This is a genomic window from Burkholderia sp. BKH01 (assembly GCF_025685725.1).
GTDB lineage: Bacteria > Pseudomonadota > Gammaproteobacteria > Burkholderiales > Burkholderiaceae > Burkholderia > Burkholderia pyrrocinia_C.
The window spans coordinates 57,200-74,957 of record NZ_JAOTQT010000033.1 but is presented as its reverse complement, the minus strand read 5'-3'; the positions used below and the strand labels follow the sequence as shown (position 1 = coordinate 74,957).

Below are 17,758 nucleotides of genomic sequence, written 5' to 3'. Positions count from 1 at the left end.
GTTTGCCGCCGGACGCCGCGCGCCGCCGCCCGGCGCAGCAAACGCCGGCGCGCGCGCCGCTTTATGCATGGACGGAAAAACCCGCCGCACCGATCACGCCGGCGCCGAGCGTTCACGACACGCTGCGCTCGATCGAGGCCAGCACCGCACAATGGGCCACGCTCGGCGGTGCGCAATCGACCGATGCCGCGCACGCGGCCGCGGCAGCCGGCAGCGTTGCCGCGCCTGTGTCGGCTGCCGTGTCGAACGGGTTCGTCTCCGCGACGCACGGCGTCGCGGCCCATGACGCCGGCATTCAGGCCGGACCCGATGCCGCGCCCGCGTACGACGACAACGCGCCGATCGCGCTGGACGCATTCATGCCGGCAGAACCCGGTATCCACGCGCCGGTTGCCGATTGGGGCGCCACTGCGTTCGACGACACCGCACCGCACACGCTGTCGAATACCGGCATCGACGATGCCGCGTTTGCCCATCACGCCGACAACCCGATCCGGCACGCCGACGATACGCCCGCCGCACCGGCGTCCGGGATCGCGCCCGCGCCGTCGTTCGACGCGCCGATCGACCTCGCTCCGTGGGAAGACCTCGCCAGCCGGCCGGTTTCCGCGTTCGATGGATCGGCCTGGAACCCGATCGCCGTGTCGCTGACGGACGCGACGGGACTGGAGCCGGCCAATGCAGCCTCCGCGCAACTGCAAGACGAAGCGGTTCACGACATCGCTGCAAACAAACCGGTTGCGTCCGTCGATACCGATGACAAACGCGCAGCGCAACCGGTGCCCGCGATCGATCGCGTTGCACCGGCCCGTGCGCCGCAGGGCGTCGCCGATGCTCACGCCGACGTCAGACCCGCCGGGGAGATCCCACCGTTTGCGGCCCTCCCCCCTTCGTCGATCGCAGAATCGTCGGCACGCGCCAGTTCCGACGCCGTGCCGCTTGCGGCGGCGTCGGCATCGGCATCGGCTGCATCGCGTACCGCATCGGAAACCGCCGAGCCGAAAGCAGCTGAACGTGCCGCGCCTCTGCCGGCAATCGCACCGGGCGCCACGCCCGCGACAGATTGGACGCGGACACCGTCGATTCCGCCGACCGTGCAACCTGCAACGACAGATACGGCCATCTCCGCGGGATTGCCGCAATCGCAGGCAGCTCAACCGTTTGCCGCAGCACCGACGGCTTCGGCCGCCGCTACTTCGCCGCTCGGCGGCGCCGCTCGCGGCGCGACCGCGCAGGTACCTGCCTCTGCATCGAGCATTGCGCCCGACACGGCTGCGGCTGCACCGGCCGGTGTAATCGGCGCGGCATCCGCTTCGCATTCGCAGCCGGCCGCATCGGCATCGACCGTTGCACCGGTCGCTTCGACTTCACCGATCGGTGTAACCGGCACGGCATCCGCTTCCCATTCGCAGACGGCCGCATCGACGCCGACCTTTGCACCGGTCGCGTCGACTTCACCGGTCGGCGTAACCGGCACGGCATCCGCTTCGCTTTCGCAGCCGGCCGCCTCGGCACTGACCTTTGCACCGGTCGCATCGACTTCGCCAGTGGGTGCAACCGGCCCGGCATCCGCTTCGCTTTCGCAGCCCGCCGCCTCGGCACCGGCCAGCGTTACGGGCGCGACTTACGGTTCCCTCTCCCGCGAATCAACGCCCGCATCGATAGCCGCACCCACCGCCGCGCCATCGACGGCCGGCGCGCCGAATTCGACATCCGGTTCGACAACGCAAGCGCCCGCACCCACAGCAACGCCTGCGACCGCTCCCGCGACGCCTGTGAATTTCGCGTCCGGCTCGATCGCCGCGCAGCCTTTCGCGTCCGCATCGACTCTGTCGGCCAACACGGCCACCTCGTCGACCGGCACGACATTCGGCGGATCCGGCTCAACCGCACCGCAGCCGGCGGCCAGCCTGCCGGTTCTGCCAGCCGCTTCCGTCGTACCGACATCGCCCTCAGGCGCAGTCGTTACGATGACCACGGCCGCGGCGGCTCCGGCTCCGGCTCCGGCTCAACCGGTCGCAGGCTCGCCTGTCGCCGCGGCCGGATCGCTGGCGCCCATCGCGACAACGACCGCGACGCAGCCGCTGCCGATCGCATCGGCGCCTGCGGCAACCGCAACCACGACGTTCGCTACGCCGCCCGCCCCTGCCGCTTCGTCGGCGAGCTGGTCGACGCCGAATGTATCCGCGACACCGGCTGCCGCATCGATCGCAGCACCGCAGCCGGCAGCAACCGTTCCCGGCGCTGGCCTGCCCACGCCGGCGACTGTCGCTGCCACGCCGACGCTTCCCGTTGCCGCCCCCATCGCCGCCGTGGCAACCGAACCGGACGCGCCTGCCGCAGCCGACACAGCCGCCGCTCCCGACACCCCCGCGCGCCAGCCGCGCCCGAACGCGTTCGAATTCCACGCGCCCGTGGCGTTCAACGTCGAACTTCCGACGCTCGACCTGCTCGAGCCCGCGTCCGACGACGTCGAAATGATCACCGAGGAACACCTCGCGCAGACGGCGCAGGTGATCGAACAGCGGCTGCAGGAATTCAAGGTGCCGGTGACGGTCGTCGGCGCATCGGCCGGCCCCGTGATCACGCGCTTCGAGATCGAACCCGCGCTCGGCGTGCGCGGCAGCCAGATCGTCGGCCTGATGAAGGACCTGTCGCGCGGCCTCGGCCTCACGTCGATCCGCGTCGTCGAGACGATTCCCGGCAAGACCTGCATGGGCCTCGAACTGCCGAACGCGAAGCGCCAGATGATCCGCCTGTCGGAAATCCTTGCCGCGCGCGAGTACCAGCATTCGCCGTCGCAACTGACGATCGCAATGGGCAAGGACATCACGGGCCACCCCGTCGTGACCGATCTCGCGAAGGCGCCGCACATGCTCGTCGCGGGCACGACGGGCTCGGGCAAGTCGGTCGCGATCAACGCGATGATCCTGTCGCTGCTGTACAAGGCGACGCCGGAGGACGTGCGGCTCATCATGATCGACCCGAAGATGCTGGAACTGTCGGTCTACGAAGGCATCCCGCACCTGCTCGCGCCGGTCGTCACCGACATGAAGCTCGCAGCGAACGCGCTGAACTGGTGCGTCGGCGAAATGGAAAAGCGCTACCGGCTGATGTCGGCCGTCGGCGTGCGCAACCTCGCGGGCTTCAATCAGAAGATCCGCGACGCGGAAGCGAAGGAAAAGAAGATCGGCAACCCGTTCTCGCTGACGCCCGAGGATCCCGAGCCGCTGTCGAAACTGCCGCTGATCGTCGTCGTGATCGACGAGCTGGCCGACCTGATGATGGTCGCCGGCAAGAAGATCGAAGAGCTGATCGCGCGCCTCGCGCAGAAGGCGCGCGCGGCCGGCATCCACCTGATCCTCGCGACGCAGCGTCCGTCCGTCGACGTGATCACGGGCCTGATCAAGGCGAACATCCCGACGCGCGTCGCGTTCCAGGTGTCGTCGAAGATCGACTCGCGCACGATTCTCGACCAGATGGGCGCCGAATCGCTGCTCGGGATGGGCGACATGCTGTTCCTGCCGCCGGGCACCGGTTATCCGCAGCGCGTGCACGGCGCGTTCGTCGCCGACGAGGAAGTGCACCGGATCGTCGAGTACCTGAAGCAGTTCGGCGAGCCGCAGTACGAGGAAGGAATTCTCGACGGCCCGGCCGCCGACGGCGCGACGCAGGACCTGTTCGGCGAAGCGCCGGACGCGGAAGCCGATCCGCTGTACGACGAAGCGGTCGCGTTCGTCGTGCGCACGCGGCGCGCGTCGATCTCGTCGGTGCAGCGGCAGTTGCGCATCGGCTACAACCGCGCCGCGCGCCTCGTCGAGCAGATGGAAGCGGCCGGGCTCGTGTCGGCGATGGGCATCAACGGCAGCCGCGAGGTGCTCGTGCCGGCCGCGGCCGACTGAGCGCGGCCGCCGCTCGGCCGCGATCGGCCGGCGCGGGCGCACCGCGCAACCGGCCGCCCCGGAACACGAAGGGCGCTGCTTCGGCAGCGCCCTTCGTCATTTACAGCGCCGGCACCAGCTTGAAGTCGACCGGCTTGCCGACCGCGACCTTCTGCGGACTCGCACCGAGCTGCCCCGTTTCGACATCGCGGCTGAACACGTAGAACGTATCGCTGTCCTGGTTGCCGACGATCAGCCACTTGCCGGTCGGATCGATCAGGAACTCGCGCGGCGTCTTGCCGAGGCTCGACTGGCGGCCGACGTGCTTGAGCCGGCCGTCGGCCTTGTTCACCGCGTAGATCACGATGTCGTTCGCGTCGCCTCGGTTGCTTGCATACAGGAAGCGGCCGTCCGGCGACAGGTGGATCGCGCCGCCGCCGACCTTGCCCTTGAAGCCCGGCGTCGTCATCGGCAGCGTCTCGACCGGCGTCAGCTTGCCGTCGTGATGGCCGAACACCTCGACCGACGCGTTCAGCTCGCTCGTCACATATGCGAACCGGCCGTCGGCGCTGAACACCATGTGACGCGGGCCCGAACCGGCCTTCACCGGCGTGTAGCGCGTGTCGGTCGGGCTGATCAGCCCGCGGCTGCCGTCCACCGTGTAGCGGTAGCCGTAGATCTTGTCCGCGCCGAGATCCTGCACGAACAGGTAACGGCCGTCCGGCGAAAACACCGTCGAGTGCACGTGCGCGCCGTCCTGGCGGCCCTTCACGGGCCCCGTGCCTTCACGGTGCACGGTCAGCACGGCCTGGCCGACCGCACCGTCGTCGCGCAGCGGGAACACCGCGAAGCTGCCGCCCGGATCCGCCGCGACCGAATAGTTGGCCGTCACGAGGTGCTTGCCGTCCGGCGACAGCGCGAGATAGCAAGGATCGTTCCCCTCCGACGACACGCGGTCGATGAAGGTCAGCGCGCCCGTCTTCGCGTCGAAGCGGAACGCGCTGACGCCGCCGCGCTGCGTCGCCGGCCCGTCGTCGCCGGGCAGCTCGTTGACCGCGTAGACGGTGCGACCGTCGCGGCTCGGCAACAGATACGACGGATTCACGGTCTTCGCCGACGACACCGGCGCGACGCTGCCGGTTTTCGTATCGAAGCGGTAAACATAGATCCCGTCGCTGCCGCCGCCCGTGTAGGTGCCGACCAGCAGGTTGTAGACGCCGTCGGCCGGGGCGGGCGATTGCTGCGCAAATGCGTGGGTTGCGGACAGGGAGAGCACGATCGCGAAACCTTTCATCCAGTGAGCGAGCCTAACCGGGAACCCTCGTGTCGAAGCGCGTGCGTCACGCTCGCGTAAACGGTTGGGCATTGAATCCTCCTTGCATCGAGTCGCTTCAAGTGTTGAGATAGGACGAAACGCCGGCCGTTCACGCGCTCCGCCGCCCGGCCGAGTATACGGGGCGCGTCGCCGGCACGTGAAGCCCGGGCGCCGCCGTCCGCATTGTGAACTCGAAACCAAGGATCGCCTGCCCATGCCCGCCCTGATCGAAGACTACGCCCTCGTCGGCGACGGCCACACCGCCGCGCTGATCGCAAAAGACGGCTCCGTCGACTGGCTGTGCTGGCCCCGCTTCGATTCGGGCGCCTGCTTCGCGGCACTCGTCGGCACGCCCGAGCACGGCCGCTGGCTGCTCGCGCCGGCCGCCGACGCCGCGATCACGCACACGACCCGCCGCTATCGCGGCGACACGCTGATCCTCGAAACCGATTACGAAAGCGCCGACGGCGCGGTCACCGTGATCGACTTCATGCCGCCCGGCAACGGCTGGTCCGAACTCGTGCGGATCGTCGTCGGCCGCCACGGCACGATGAAGATGCGCATGGAGCTCGTGTTGCGCTTCGATTACGGCTTCTCGGTCCCGTGGGTCACGCAACTGACCCGTGAGGACGGCATGAAGGCGATCGCCGGCCCCGACACCGTCGTGCTGCGCACGCCCGTGCCGCTCACCGGCAAGAATCTTCATACGCTTGCGGAATTCACGGTGAGCGCCGACGAGCGCGTGCCATTCTCGCTCAGCTATGCGGCATCGCACATGCGGCTGCCGCCCGCGCGCGATCCGCTGTCGATGCTTGCGCGCACCGAGAACTACTGGCTCGAATGGTCGGGCCGCTGCCAGGTACAGGGCCGCTACGCGGCCGCCGTGCGCCGTTCGCTGATCACGCTGAAGGCGCTCGCGTACGAGCCGACCGGCGGCATCGTCGCGGCGCCGACCACGTCGCTGCCCGAGAAGATCGGCGGCAACCGCAACTGGGACTACCGCTACTGCTGGCTGCGCGACGCGACGATCACGCTGCTCGCACTGATGCGCGGCGGCCACTACGACGAGGCGCGCGCATGGCGCACGTGGCTCGGCCGCGTGATGGCCGGTTCGCCCGAGCAGATCCAGATCATGTACGGGATCGCCGGCGAGCGCCGGCTGCCTGAAATGGAGCTCGACTGGCTCCCGGGCTACCAGGACTCGAAGCCGGTACGCATCGGCAACGGCGCCGCGAACCAGCTCCAGCTCGACGTGTTCGGCGAGGTGATGGCCGCGCTGCACCTCGCGCGCGTGGGCGGGCTGCAGGCCGACGACACGGTCTGGTCCGTGCAGTGCGCGCTGCTCGACCATCTCGAGAAGATCTGGCAGGAACCCGACGAGGGGGTCTGGGAAACGCGCGGCGGCCGCCGTCATTTCACGTTCTCGAAGGTGATGGCGTGGGTCGCGTTCGACCGCGCGATCAAGTCGGCGGAAATGTTCCGGCTGCCCGGCTCGCTCGACCGCTGGCGCGCGCTGCGCGAGCGGATCCATGCCGACGTATGCGACAACGCGTGGCACGAAGAGAAGCAGGCGTTCGCACAAAGCTACGACAGCGACGAACTCGATGCGAGCGTGCTGCTGATGCCGCTGCTCGGCTTCCTGCCGCCGGAAGACCCGCGCATCGTCGGCACGGTCGAAGCGATCGAACGGGAATTGCTGCACGACGGGCTCGTGATGCGCTACCGCACGACCGAGTACGACGACGGCCTGCCGCCCGGCGAAGGCACGTTTCTCGCATGCAGCTTCTGGCTGGTCGACAACTACGCGCTGCTCGGCCGGATCGACGACGCGCACCGCCTGTTCAGCCGGCTGCTCTCGCTGTCGAACGATCTCGGGCTGCTCGCGGAGGAATACGACCCGGTTGCCGGGCGGCTCGTCGGCAACTTCCCGCAGGCGTTCTCGCACGTGGCGCTCGTGCATACCGCGATGAACCTGATGCACCACGAGGACGCGATGGCGCGCGCGGCCGGCCAGCCGGCGCCGGCGATGGCCACGGGGCGCTGAACGAGGCGCCGGGAGCTTCTTCAGAGAACGTCAAATCGCAAAAGTTTGATGAAAAATCGGGGAAATGTTGCATTGCACCATCCATCGTTGTCCGATATGATCGACACGATTGACCGGCCGCAGTGCAACATGGCCGGCCGCTGACCCACACGGCACGCCGCGACGCCCCACGCCGCCCTTGCGCACCGTCCCCCACGCGGGAGTAGCCTGCATGCTTTACCAATTGCACGAATTCCAGCGGGCGATCCTGAGCCCGCTCACCGCCTGGGCCCAGGCCGCCTCCAAGTCGTTCGCCAATCCGTCCAGCCCGTTCTCGCTGATGCCGGGCGCGACGCGGATGGCCGCCGCGTACGAACTGATGTATCGGCTCGGCAAGGATTACGAGAAGCCCGAATTCAACCTTCACCAGATCGTCAAGGACGGCCACAACATCCCGATCGTCGAGCAGACGATCGTCGAGAAGCCGTTTTGCCGGCTGCTGCGTTTCAAGCGCTATTCGGACGACGCCGACGCCGTCACGCAACTGAAGGACGAGCCGGTCGTGCTGGTCTGCGCGCCGCTGTCGGGCCACCACTCGACGCTGCTGCGCGACACGGTGCGCACGCTGCTGCAGGATCACAAGGTCTACATCACCGACTGGATCGACGCGCGGATGGTGCCGGTCGAGACCGGCCCGTTCCACCTGCACGACTACATCGCGTACATCCAGGAATTCATCCGCCACATCGGCGCGCGCAACCTGCACGTGATCTCGGTGTGCCAGCCGACGGTGCCGGTGCTCGCGGCGATCTCGCTGATGGCGAGCCGCGGCGAGGACACGCCGCTCACGATGACGATGATGGGCGGCCCGATCGACGCGCGCCGCAGCCCGACGTCGGTGAACTCGCTCGCGACGCAGCACTCGACCGCGTGGTTCGAGAACAACGTGATCCATACGGTGCCCGCGAACTATCCGGGCGAAGGCCGCCAGGTCTATCCGGGCTTCCTGCAGCACACGGGTTTCGTCGCGATGAACCCGGAACGGCACGCGCAATCGCACTGGGATTTCTACCAGAGCCTGCTGCGCGGCGACGAGGACGACGCGGAAGCGCACCGCCGCTTCTACGACGAGTACAACGCGGTGCTCGACATGGCCGCCGAGTATTACCTCGAGACGATCCGCGTCGTGTTCCAGGAATTCCGGCTGGCCGAAGGCACGTGGGATGTCGAAGGCGAGCGCGTGCGTCCGCAAGACATCAAGCGCACCGCGCTGATGACGATCGAGGGCGAACTCGACGACATCTCGGGCAGCGGCCAGACGCACGTCGCGCACGAGCTGTGCACGGGCATCCCGCAAGACCATCGCCGCAGCCTGACCGCCGAGAAGTGCGGTCACTACGGGATCTTCTCGGGCCGCCGCTGGCGCACGATCATCTACCCGCAGTTGCGCGACTTCATCCGCGAGCATGCGCCGGAACCGAAGCACGGCGCGACGAAGGATCGCCCCGAGGCGCCGGCGGCCACGACGCTGACGGCCGTACCGGCCATCGACACGCCGGCTGAAACGACGCGCGCCACCACGGCGAAGCGCACGCGCGCGAAGGCACCGCTCGCGGCCGCCGCGCCCGCCAAGGCCGCACCGGCCGCGAAGCGCGAGCGCGCCGGCAGCAGCAGCCCGCGCGCAAAAGCCGTGCGCACGCGCAAGGCCGCCTGACGCACAGCGTTCCGACGAAAAAGCGCCGCCGTTGCCTGCGCACGGCGGCGTTTTAGCATCCGGCGGCGAATGATCGCCGCGTCAGCGCCGCAGCAGATACGCGAGCAGCACCTCGGTGTTCATCCGGACCATTTCCGCGCGCTCGTCGGTGTCGGTGAAGTCGCGGCCGAGCGTCGCGGCGAGCGTGAAGCGGTTCGACACGATGTAGTAGCCGAGCCCCGACAGCGTCACGTAGAAGCGCAGCGGATCGACGTCGCTGCGGAACAGCCCGGCCTTCTGGCCGCGCATCAGCACGTTGCCGAGCTTCGCGACGATCGGCGACATCATCTCGCGGATCCGCGTCGACTTGTGCAGGTAGCGCGCTTCGTGCAGGTTCTCGTTGTTGATGAGCCTGAGCAGTTCCGGGTGGTCGCGGTAGTAATCCCAAACGAAATGCGCGAGCCGCGTGACGGCTTCGACCGGCGCGACGCCGTCGAGATCGAGCACGCGCTCGGCCTCGGTCAGCGCGGAGAACGCGTGTTCGAGCACGGCCGTAAACAGCTGCTCCTTGCTGCCGAAGTAGTAATAGAGCATGCGCTCGTTGGTTTCGGCACGGCGCGCGATCTGGTCGACGCGTGCGCCGAACAGCCCTCCACTTGCGAACTCTTCGGCTGCCGCCATCAGGATGCGACGGCGCGTACCTTCAGGATCTCTTTTGATTTTTGGCTGATTCATGGTGGCGTTTTGCTATGTGAGCCGCGTGATCCGGACCGGCACCCCCACCGCCTCGGCGCCGGCCGCCGTGGAACGGGCGCGCCGCGTGCGGCCGCCCTCCTGCTGAGCCCCTGCAAAAAAGCGGTTCGATTATGCGCACAGACGGCCTCCAGCGCAATGCGGGAAATCGGCGATAATCGAGCTTTGGCAAACCTTTCCGGCCGCGCCCCGCGCGGCCGAGAGCCATTCGGCGCCGCTGCGCCCGTTGTCACCGTGACCGACTCCAAAACACTCGCGGATCGCATCGAAGATCTGCTTCCCCAGACGCAATGCACGAAGTGCGGCTATAACGGCTGCCGTCCGTACGCCGAGGCAATCGCCGCCGGCGACGCGAACTACAACCAGTGTCCGCCCGGCGGCGCCGAAGGCATCGCGCGCCTCGCCGACCTGCTCGGCAAGCCGGTGATTCCGCTGAACCCCGTCAACGGCAGCGAGCATCCGCGCGCCGTCGCATTCATCGACGAAAGCCTGTGCATCGGCTGCACGCTGTGCATGCAGGCGTGCCCGGTCGACGCGATCGTCGGCGCACCGAAGCAGATGCATACGATCGTCGAATCGCTCTGCACGGGCTGCGACCTGTGCGTGCCGCCGTGCCCCGTCGACTGCATCGCGATGCTGCCCGTGACCGGCGATCGCACGGGCTGGGACGCGTGGTCGCAAGAGCAGGCCGATGCCGCACGCGAACGCCATGACCTCCGGCTCGCGCGCCAGCGCCGCGAACGCGAGGCCGCCGAAGCGCGCGCCGCCGCACGCCGCGCGGCCAGTGCCGGTGCTGCGAAGCCGGCCACGGAACAACCCGGCGTGCAGCCCGACGCGCCGGCCGCCGCACCGGCCACCGACGATGCCGGCGATGCCGACGCGAAGAAACGCGCGATCATCGCCGCCGCACTCGAACGCGCGCGCAAGAAGAAGGAAGAACTCTCCGGGCAAGGCGCCGGGCCGAAGAACACGGAAGGCGTGAGCGCGGCCGTCCAGGCCCAGATCGACGCGGCCGAGGCCCGCCGCAAACGGCTCGCCGAACAGCAGGCGCAGCGCGACGCCGAAGCCGCGGCGGCGGACGGCAACGACCCCGACACAGGCAACGACGACCAAGGCGGCCCGTCCGCGCCGCCCGACCAGAACGCTCCATGAACGCCAGCAAACGACGCGCGATCTACGAAACGCTGCAGAGCCTCAATCCGCATCCGACCACCGAACTCGAATACTCGACGCCGTTCGAGCTGCTGATCGCCGTGATGCTGTCCGCGCAGGCGACCGACGTGTCGGTCAACAAGGCGATGCGGAAGATGTTTCCGGTCGCGAACACCCCGCGACAAATCGTCGCGCTTGGTGAGGAGGGCGTCACCGAATACATCAAGACGATCGGTCTCTACCGGACCAAGGCGAAGAACGTGGTCGCGACGTGCCAAATTCTGCTCGACCGCTACGACGGCGAGGTACCGGCCGATCGCGAAGCGCTCGAAAGCCTGCCGGGCGTCGGCCGCAAGACCGCGAACGTCGTGCTGAACACCGCGTTCGGCCAGCCGACGATCGCGGTCGACACGCACATCTTCCGTGTCGCGAATCGCACGGGGCTCGCGCCGGGCAAGGACGTGCGCACCGTCGAGGCCGCGCTCGAGAAGTTCACGCCGAAGGAATTCCTGCAGGACGCGCATCACTGGCTGATCCTGCACGGGCGCTATGTGTGCAAGGCCCGCAGGCCCGAATGCTGGCACTGCGCGATCGAGCCGCTGTGCGAATTCAGGCCGAAGACGCCGCCGCCCAACGAGTAAGCGTCACGCGCGACCGAGCCGCAGCGCGCCGGTCCGGCGCGGTGCGGCACGCGGGCTCCGTCGCGGTGCACATACCCTTCCCCTCCCCGGCTACGCGTTGGACGTCGCGGTCGCATCGTCGGCCGCCGCGCCGCCCGCGCGCACGAGCGCCAGCACGGCCGCGAGGATCGCAACGCCGCCCGCCCACTGCAGCGGCGACAGCGCTTCACCGAACAACAGCGCCGCGAGCGCGACCGTCACGACCGGTTCGAGCGTCGACAGCATCGACGTGCGTGCGGCCCCGAGCCGCTCGAGCCCGGCGAAGAACGCAAGCATTGCCGCAACCGTCGAGATGAGCGCGATCGCGAGCATCGACGCCCAGCCACCGGCCGTCGCAGGCCAGCGCGGCGGCGCGCCGAACGCCGCAGTCCGCACGACTGCGATCGCCACGAGCGTCGCGGTCGCCGACAGGCAGATGATCGCGGTGGTCGCGAGCGGATCGACGCCGCGCGTCGCCTTCGTGCCGCCGACGATGTACAGCGAATAGATCACCGCGGCGGCCAGCGCGAGCGCGATCCCGAGCGGCTCGCCGTGCCCGCCGCCGACCATCAGCGCGGATCCCGCGACGCACAGCACGAGCGCGACGGCCTTCGCGCGCGTGAGGCGCTCGCCGAGCCACCATGCTGCCAGCAGCGTGACGAACGCCGGATACAGGTACAGCAGCAGCGCGACGAGGCTCGCCTGCGCGTGCTGCAGCGCGCTGAAATAGCAGAACGACTGGCCGACGTAGCCGAGCGCGCCCATCGCCACGAGCGGCGCGAGCGCGCGTCCGCGCGGCCACGCGACGCGGCGGTGCCGCGCAATCGCGGCGAGCACCGCGCCGCCGATCGCGAAGCGCACGATCAGCAGGCCGAGCACGTCGACGCCCGCCGCATATGCGTAGCGGCCGAAAATCGCCATCGCGCCGAACGCGGCGGCGGACAGCGCGACGTAGAGCGTGCCCTGCAGGGCGGCGGACGATGAGCGGGCGGTGGCGGTCATGACGGAACGGGCGAGAACGGTTCGGTAACGGGAATCGTCGGAGTTTAGCGGCGCGGCGGCGGCAAGCCTAGCCCACGCTTACCCGTTTCGCCGACCCGGTACGGAGCGGCCGCAACCGGCTGCGGATTCAACCGGCCATCGCCGCGCACCCGCACCGCCGGGCAGTCCGTCCCGCTGCCGCTTGCCGCGCCAACCGCTCCAGCCTGCCGCCGGGCCGTCTCCAGCGCCGTCCGCCGACCCGGCGTACAATGCGCGACGCGGCACGACGCCGCCCGAATCACGACGTTCCCCCACCATGTTCAATCCAAGCCGCGACGAAGTGCGTCGCTTTTTCACCGAGACCTGGCGCAAGCAGCGCGCGGGCGAGATCCTGACGCCGCTGGAAGCGATGGCGGCCGACTGGATCGTCGAACATCCCGAATACCACGCCGAACTCGACGATGCCGATGGCGCGGCCGCGCGCAACTACACGCCCGAGGAAGGTCGCACGAACCCGTTCCTGCATCTGTCGATGCATCTCGCGATCAGCGAGCAACTGTCGATCGACCAGCCGCCCGGCATCCGCGCTGCGCACGACAAGCTGGCGGCGAAGCTCGACTCGACCCACGACGCGCAGCACGCGATCATGGAATGCCTCGGCGAGACGATCTGGGAAGCGCAGCGCACCAACACGCCGCCCGACACCGACGCGTACCTGCAGCGCATCCTGCGCCGCGCGTCGCGCGACTGAGCGCCGCGGCGGCGGCACGCAGCCCCCGGGCCGCGGACAAAAAAATACCCCGCCGCGGCGGGGTATTCTTGCTGCGCAGGCCCGACAGGCCCGTCACGCTTACTTCTTGAACACGAGATCGGTCTCTTTCAGCGATTCGATGTAGGCCGCGATGTCCTTCATGTCGCTGACCGACAGGCTCTGCACCTGCGCCTGCATGATCGCGTTGTTGCGGCCGATCAGCGGGTTCGCCAGCCCCATCTGGTACTGGCGCATCGCCCACACGAGGTAGTCGGCATGCTGGCCGGCGAGGCGCGGGTATTCGGCGTTGATCGGCTTGTTCATCTGCGCGCCGTGGCAGGCCGCGCAGTTGTGCGATTCGACCAGTTCCTTGCCCTTCGTGGTGTCCGCAGCGTGCGCGGTACCGATCGCGAGGCCGGCCGCCAGTGCAACCGCCGCCGTCTTGAATGCGTTGTTCATGAATGCTCCTGTCCCGCCGGAGAGATCGGCGGCGCGCGCTTTACTTGTAGGGATTGTCCTTCGTGTCGGCCTTCTGGGCGGCATAGTAGGCCGCCAGATCCGCGATGTCCTGGTCCGTCAGCGAACCGGCGATCGCGTTCATCGACGGGAAATGACGATCCTTCTTGCGGTAGGCCTTCAGCGCGTTCTCGAGGTATTGCTGGTTCTGGCCGCCGAGGACAGGCACCCGGTAGACCTCCGGGTACGCCGCGCGGTAGTCCTGGATGCCGTGGCAACCGATGCACATGGCGGCCTTGCTCGCCCCGTCCTTCGGGTTGCCGACCACACCGGCCGCCTGCGCGCTGCCCGCGAGCGCCACGAGCGCTGCGACAACGACGTGTTTGCCGACGAATTTGTTCATAGCTCTTGTAACCTAGCTTGAGGGGAAACTGGCGCCTAAGCGGCAACGGCCCGCGCCGTTTTGCTTATCGGATCGCCACGCAGGCCAAAAAAAACGGCCAGATTGTACCGCGTCGGCGGGGAACGCGTCCACCAGGCGCCCCGGTCCGCCCCGCCACAGCTCCGCTACGATACGCGGGCGCGGCCCAACCGCACAGCCCTTCTGACTTATACTGGGTTTTTTTCCCGAGAAAGAAGAGCGCCGCCATGCGTTTCGAAGGGTCCTCGCACTACGTCGCCACCGACGATCTGAAGCTCGCGGTCAATGCCGCACTGACGCTGCAACGCCCGCTGCTGATCAAGGGCGAGCCCGGCACCGGCAAGACCATGCTCGCCGAGGAAGTGGCCGCCGCGCTCGACATGCCGCTGTTGCAGTGGCACATCAAATCGACGACGAAAGCACAGCAGGGCCTGTACGAATACGACGCGGTGTCGCGGCTGCGCGACTCGCAGCTCGGCGACGAGCGCGTGAAGGACATCTCGAACTACATCGTCAAGGGCGTGCTGTGGCAGGCGTTCGACGCCGAGCAGCCGAGCGTGCTGCTGATCGACGAGATCGACAAGGCCGACATCGAATTCCCGAACGACCTGCTGCGCGAGCTCGACCGGATGGAATTCCACGTGTACGAGACGCGCGAGACGGTACGCGCGAAGCACCGCCCGCTCGTCATCATCACGTCGAACAACGAGAAGGAGCTGCCCGACGCGTTCCTGCGCCGCTGCTTCTTCCACTACATCCAGTTTCCCGACCCGTCGACGATGCAGAAGATCGTCGCGGTCCACTTCCCCGACATCCGCGAGGAGCTGCTGCGCGCGGCGCTCGAGAGTTTCTTCGAATTGCGCGGCGTGTCGGGCCTGAAGAAGAAACCGTCGACGTCCGAGCTGCTCGACTGGCTGAAGCTGCTGCTCGCCGAGAACCTCCCGGCCGACGCGCTGCGCGGCACGGACGCGAAGCAGATCGTGCCGCCGCTCGCGGGCGCGCTGCTGAAGAACGAGCAGGACCTGAGCCTGCTCGAACGGCTCGTCTACATGAACCGGCACAACCGGTAATCCTCCCCCACCCGCGAAGGTTCGGCCATGCTGCTCAATTTCTTCTACGCGCTGCGCGCAGCCAAGCTGCCCGTCTCGGTGAAGGAATACCTGACGCTGCTCGAATCGCTGAAGGCCGGGCTGATCTCGCCATCGATCGACGCGTTCTACTTCCTCGCGCGGATGACGCTCGTCAAGGACGAGCAGTACTTCGACAAGTTCGACCAGGCGTTCGGCGCGTATTTCCACGGCGTGTCCGCGCTGCCGTCCGAAGCGTTCGACATTCCGCTCGACTGGCTCGAGAAGCGCCTCGAGCGCGAGCTGTCGCCGGAGGAGAAGGCGCAGATCGAAGCGATGGGCGGCCTCGACAAGCTGATGGAGCGCCTGAAGGAACTGCTCGACGAGCAGAAGGAACGCCACGAAGGCGGCAACAAGTGGATCGGCACGGGCGGCACGTCGCCGTTCGGCCACGGCGGCTACAACCCGGAAGGCGTGCGCATCGGCGGCCCGTCGAACGGCAACCGCACCGCGGTGAAGGTGTGGGAAGCACGCGCATACCGCGACTACGACGATTCGGTCGAGATCGGCACGCGCAACATCAAGGTCGCGCTGCGGCGGCTGCGCCGCTTCGCGCGCGAAGGCGCGGCCGAGGAGCTCGACCTGCCCGGCACGATCCGCAGCACGGCCGCGAACGCGGGCTGGCTCGACCTGCGGATGGTGCCCGAGCGCCACAACAACGTGAAGGTGCTGATGCTGCTCGACGTCGGCGGCTCGATGGACGATCACATCAAGCGCACCGAAGAGCTGTTCTCGGCCGCGAAGGCCGAATTCAAGCACCTGGAATTCTTCTACTTCCACAACTGCGTGTACGACCACCTGTGGAAGAACAACCGCCGCCGCCACTCGGAGCGCACCGCGACGTGGGACGTGCTGCACAAGTTCACGCCCGACTACAAACTGATCTTCGTCGGCGACGCGACGATGAGCCCGTACGAAGTGCTGCAGCCCGGCGGCTCGGTCGAATACAACAACCCGGAAGCCGGCGCCGTGTGGCTGCGCCGCCTCGCCGACCAGTTCCCCCATCATGCATGGCTGAACCCCGAGCCCGAGCGGCTATGGGAATACCGGCAGTCGGTCGCGGTCATCCGCGACCTGCTCGGCCATCGCATGTATCCGCTCACGCTCGCGGGCCTCGAAACCGCGATGCGCGCACTCAGCAAGTAACGAATCCAACCAGCAGACACGAAGGCCGCGTCCACGCGGCCTCCTCCCGGAGATAGCATGAACCCCTCGCCCACCGCGAGCGCTGACCGCGCCGGCGGCCGCCGCTTTTTCGCCGACACGTCCGTCTCGGCGCTCGTCGCCGGCTTCGTCGCGATGATGACGGGCTACACGAGTTCGCTCGTGCTGATGTTCCAGGCCGGCCGCGCCGCGCACCTCACCGATGCGCAGATCTCATCGTGGATCTGGGCGCTGTCGATCGGCATGGCGCTGACGACGATCGGCCTGTCGCTGCGCTTTCGCGCGCCCGTCGTCGTCGCGTGGTCGACGCCCGGCGCCGCGCTCCTGATCGCATCGCTGCCCGGCGTGCCCTACGCCGAGGCAATCGGCGCGTTCGTCGTGTGTGCGCTGCTGCTGACGGCCATCGGCGTGAGCGGCCTGTTCGACACGCTGATGCGCCGGATTCCGGCCGGCATCGCCGCCGCGCTGCTCGCAGGCATCCTGTTCGAGATCGGCATCGAGATCTTCCGCGCCGCGCAGTTCCAGACCGCGCTCGTGCTCGCGATGTTCTTCACGTACCTGATCGTCAAGCGGCTCGCGCCGCGCTATGCAATCGTGACGACGCTGATCGTCGGCACGGCAGTGGCCGGCGGCCTCGGGCTGCTCGACTTCAGCCGGTTCCACATCGCGCTCGCGCAGCCCGTGCTCACGATGCCCGCGTTCTCGATCGCGTCGATCGTCAGCATCGGCATTCCGCTGTTCGTCGTCGCGATGGCGTCGCAGAACGTGCCGGGCATCGCGGTGCTGCGCGCGGACGGCTATCAGACGCCGTCGTCGCCGCTGATCGCGACGACCGGCCTCGCGTCGCTGCTGCTCGCACCGTTCGGCTCGCACGGCGTGAACCTCGCGGCGATCACCGCCGCGATCTGCACGGGCCCCGAAGCGCATGAGGATCGCGCAAAGCGTTACACGGCCGCCGTGTGGTGCGGCACGTTCTACCTGATCGCCGGGATCTTCGGCGCGACGATCGCCGCGCTGTTCGCGGCGCTGCCGAAGGCGCTCGTCGTGTCGGTCGCCGCGCTCGCGCTGTTCGGCTCGATCATGAGCGGGCTCGCGAACGCGATGCAGGACGTGAAACAGCGCGAAGCCGCGCTCGTCACGTTCATGGTCACCGCGTCGGGCCTCACGCTGCTGTCGATCGGCTCGGCGTTCTGGGGGCTCGTCGCGGGGATCGTCACGCAGGTGATCCTGAACGCGCGACGCCCGGCGTGACGCGGCTCACCGACCGCTGCGGCGGTTGCCGTGCACACCCCGGGGCATCCCAAAACGTGCCCGACACGAATCGGGCCTAAAATGATGGGTCGAAAGCGGCGCCCTGCGCCGCTTCGCTTCGCCGCCGCGCT

Annotated in this window: 14 protein-coding genes; 9 read left to right on the top strand and 5 right to left on the bottom strand. The window is 68.2% G+C overall.

The window, feature by feature from the left end; translation table 11 throughout:
• Window positions 1–3,902: DNA translocase FtsK (locus OEJ37_RS34965; protein ID WP_317891543.1), on the top strand; the 3,902-nt coding region annotated here is incomplete at its 5' end.
• Between the two features lie 100 nt (window positions 3,903–4,002).
• Here OEJ37_RS34965 and OEJ37_RS31635 read toward each other — a convergent pair.
• Window positions 4,003–5,247 (bottom strand): lactonase family protein, encoded by a 1,245-nt coding sequence (locus OEJ37_RS31635; RefSeq protein ID WP_263348794.1) that lies wholly within the window; start codon window positions 5,245–5,247, stop codon window positions 4,003–4,005.
• Window positions 5,248–5,410: 163 nt separating this feature from the next.
• On the opposite strand from OEJ37_RS31635, the gene OEJ37_RS31630 reads away from it, so the two are divergent.
• On the top strand, window positions 5,411–7,240 hold the full coding sequence (locus OEJ37_RS31630) for a glycoside hydrolase family 15 protein (protein WP_263348792.1): 1,830 nt from the start codon (window positions 5,411–5,413) through the stop codon (window positions 7,238–7,240).
• Window positions 7,241–7,451: 211 nt separating this feature from the next.
• Window positions 7,452–8,933 (top strand): polyhydroxyalkanoate depolymerase, encoded by a 1,482-nt coding sequence (locus OEJ37_RS31625; protein WP_174418175.1) that lies wholly within the window; start codon window positions 7,452–7,454, stop codon window positions 8,931–8,933.
• Window positions 8,934–9,014: 81 nt separating this feature from the next.
• On the opposite strand, the gene OEJ37_RS31620 is transcribed toward OEJ37_RS31625, so the two are convergent.
• Window positions 9,015–9,647: a TetR family transcriptional regulator gene (locus OEJ37_RS31620; protein WP_047898676.1), complete on the bottom strand. Its 633-nt coding sequence runs from the start codon at window positions 9,645–9,647 to the stop codon at window positions 9,015–9,017.
• A 156-nt stretch (window positions 9,648–9,803) separates the two neighbouring features.
• Between OEJ37_RS31620 and rsxB the strand changes: the two genes are divergently transcribed.
• On the top strand, window positions 9,804–10,817 hold the full coding sequence (rsxB, locus tag OEJ37_RS31615) for an electron transport complex subunit RsxB (protein WP_263348790.1): 1,014 nt from the start codon (window positions 9,804–9,806) through the stop codon (window positions 10,815–10,817).
• Window positions 10,814–11,458, top strand: a complete 645-nt coding sequence (gene nth, locus OEJ37_RS31610; RefSeq protein ID WP_175919293.1) for an endonuclease III — start codon at window positions 10,814–10,816, stop codon at window positions 11,456–11,458. Before rsxB ends, nth begins: the two co-directional genes overlap by 4 nt.
• A 90-nt stretch (window positions 11,459–11,548) precedes the next feature.
• Here nth and OEJ37_RS31605 read toward each other — a convergent pair whose 3' ends face one another.
• Window positions 11,549–12,478 (bottom strand): DMT family transporter, encoded by a 930-nt coding sequence (locus tag OEJ37_RS31605; protein ID WP_263348788.1) that lies wholly within the window; start codon window positions 12,476–12,478, stop codon window positions 11,549–11,551.
• 295 nt (window positions 12,479–12,773) lie between these two features.
• Between OEJ37_RS31605 and OEJ37_RS31600 the strand changes: the two genes are divergently transcribed.
• On the top strand, window positions 12,774–13,208 hold the full coding sequence (locus OEJ37_RS31600; RefSeq protein WP_034184813.1) for a DUF1841 family protein: 435 nt from the start codon (window positions 12,774–12,776) through the stop codon (window positions 13,206–13,208).
• 99 nt (window positions 13,209–13,307) lie between these two features.
• On the opposite strand, the gene OEJ37_RS31595 is transcribed toward OEJ37_RS31600, so the two are convergent.
• Together OEJ37_RS31595 and OEJ37_RS31590 are read right to left on the bottom strand one after the other, a co-directional pair.
• Entirely contained in the window at window positions 13,308–13,667 is a 360-nt protein-coding gene (locus tag OEJ37_RS31595; RefSeq protein WP_174418172.1) for a c-type cytochrome, read from the bottom strand.
• 40 nt (window positions 13,668–13,707) lie between these two features.
• Window positions 13,708–14,067: a c-type cytochrome gene (locus tag OEJ37_RS31590; protein ID WP_011885616.1), complete on the bottom strand. Its 360-nt coding sequence runs from the start codon at window positions 14,065–14,067 to the stop codon at window positions 13,708–13,710.
• A 245-nt stretch (window positions 14,068–14,312) separates the two neighbouring features.
• Between OEJ37_RS31590 and OEJ37_RS31585 the strand changes: the two genes are divergently transcribed.
• From OEJ37_RS31585 to OEJ37_RS31575, 3 genes are read left to right on the top strand one after another with little or no spacing between them, the layout of a single operon-like run.
• Window positions 14,313–15,155 carry an AAA family ATPase gene (locus OEJ37_RS31585; protein ID WP_174418171.1) on the top strand — a complete coding sequence of 281 codons (843 nt, stop codon included), beginning with the start codon at window positions 14,313–14,315 and terminating at the stop codon, window positions 15,153–15,155.
• Between the two features lie 27 nt (window positions 15,156–15,182).
• Window positions 15,183–16,358, top strand: coding sequence for a vWA domain-containing protein (locus tag OEJ37_RS31580; protein ID WP_034184810.1), 1,176 nt, complete (start codon window positions 15,183–15,185; stop codon window positions 16,356–16,358).
• Between the two features lie 57 nt (window positions 16,359–16,415).
• The gene (locus OEJ37_RS31575) at window positions 16,416–17,627 is read left to right on the top strand and encodes a benzoate/H(+) symporter BenE family transporter (RefSeq protein WP_174418170.1); all 1,212 of its coding nucleotides are present in this window, start codon (window positions 16,416–16,418) and stop codon (window positions 17,625–17,627) included.
• The last annotated feature ends 131 nt before the right edge of the window (window positions 17,628–17,758 follow it).

What these genes read in the sequence shown, in the direction of transcription:
- nth (WP_175919293.1), top strand. Translation starts at nt 10,814, where the DNA reads ATGAACGCCAGCAAACGACGCGCGATCTACGAAACGCTGCAGAGCCTC.
- OEJ37_RS31620 (WP_047898676.1), bottom strand. Translation starts at nt 9,647, where the DNA reads ATGAATCAGCCAAAAATCAAAAGAGATCCTGAAGGTACGCGCCGTCGC.
- rsxB (WP_263348790.1), top strand. Translation starts at nt 9,804, where the DNA reads ATGCGGGAAATCGGCGATAATCGAGCTTTGGCAAACCTTTCCGGCCGC.
- OEJ37_RS31605 (WP_263348788.1), bottom strand. Translation starts at nt 12,478, where the DNA reads ATGACCGCCACCGCCCGCTCATCGTCCGCCGCCCTGCAGGGCACGCTC.
- OEJ37_RS31595 (WP_174418172.1), bottom strand. Translation starts at nt 13,667, where the DNA reads ATGAACAACGCATTCAAGACGGCGGCGGTTGCACTGGCGGCCGGCCTC.
- OEJ37_RS31625 (WP_174418175.1), top strand. Translation starts at nt 7,452, where the DNA reads ATGCTTTACCAATTGCACGAATTCCAGCGGGCGATCCTGAGCCCGCTC.
- OEJ37_RS31590 (WP_011885616.1), bottom strand. Translation starts at nt 14,067, where the DNA reads ATGAACAAATTCGTCGGCAAACACGTCGTTGTCGCAGCGCTCGTGGCG.
- OEJ37_RS31635 (WP_263348794.1), bottom strand. Translation starts at nt 5,247, where the DNA reads ATGCCCAACCGTTTACGCGAGCGTGACGCACGCGCTTCGACACGAGGG.
- OEJ37_RS31585 (WP_174418171.1), top strand. Translation starts at nt 14,313, where the DNA reads ATGCGTTTCGAAGGGTCCTCGCACTACGTCGCCACCGACGATCTGAAG.
- OEJ37_RS31575 (WP_174418170.1), top strand. Translation starts at nt 16,416, where the DNA reads ATGAACCCCTCGCCCACCGCGAGCGCTGACCGCGCCGGCGGCCGCCGC.
- OEJ37_RS31600 (WP_034184813.1), top strand. Translation starts at nt 12,774, where the DNA reads ATGTTCAATCCAAGCCGCGACGAAGTGCGTCGCTTTTTCACCGAGACC.
- OEJ37_RS31630 (WP_263348792.1), top strand. Translation starts at nt 5,411, where the DNA reads ATGCCCGCCCTGATCGAAGACTACGCCCTCGTCGGCGACGGCCACACC.
- OEJ37_RS31580 (WP_034184810.1), top strand. Translation starts at nt 15,183, where the DNA reads ATGCTGCTCAATTTCTTCTACGCGCTGCGCGCAGCCAAGCTGCCCGTC.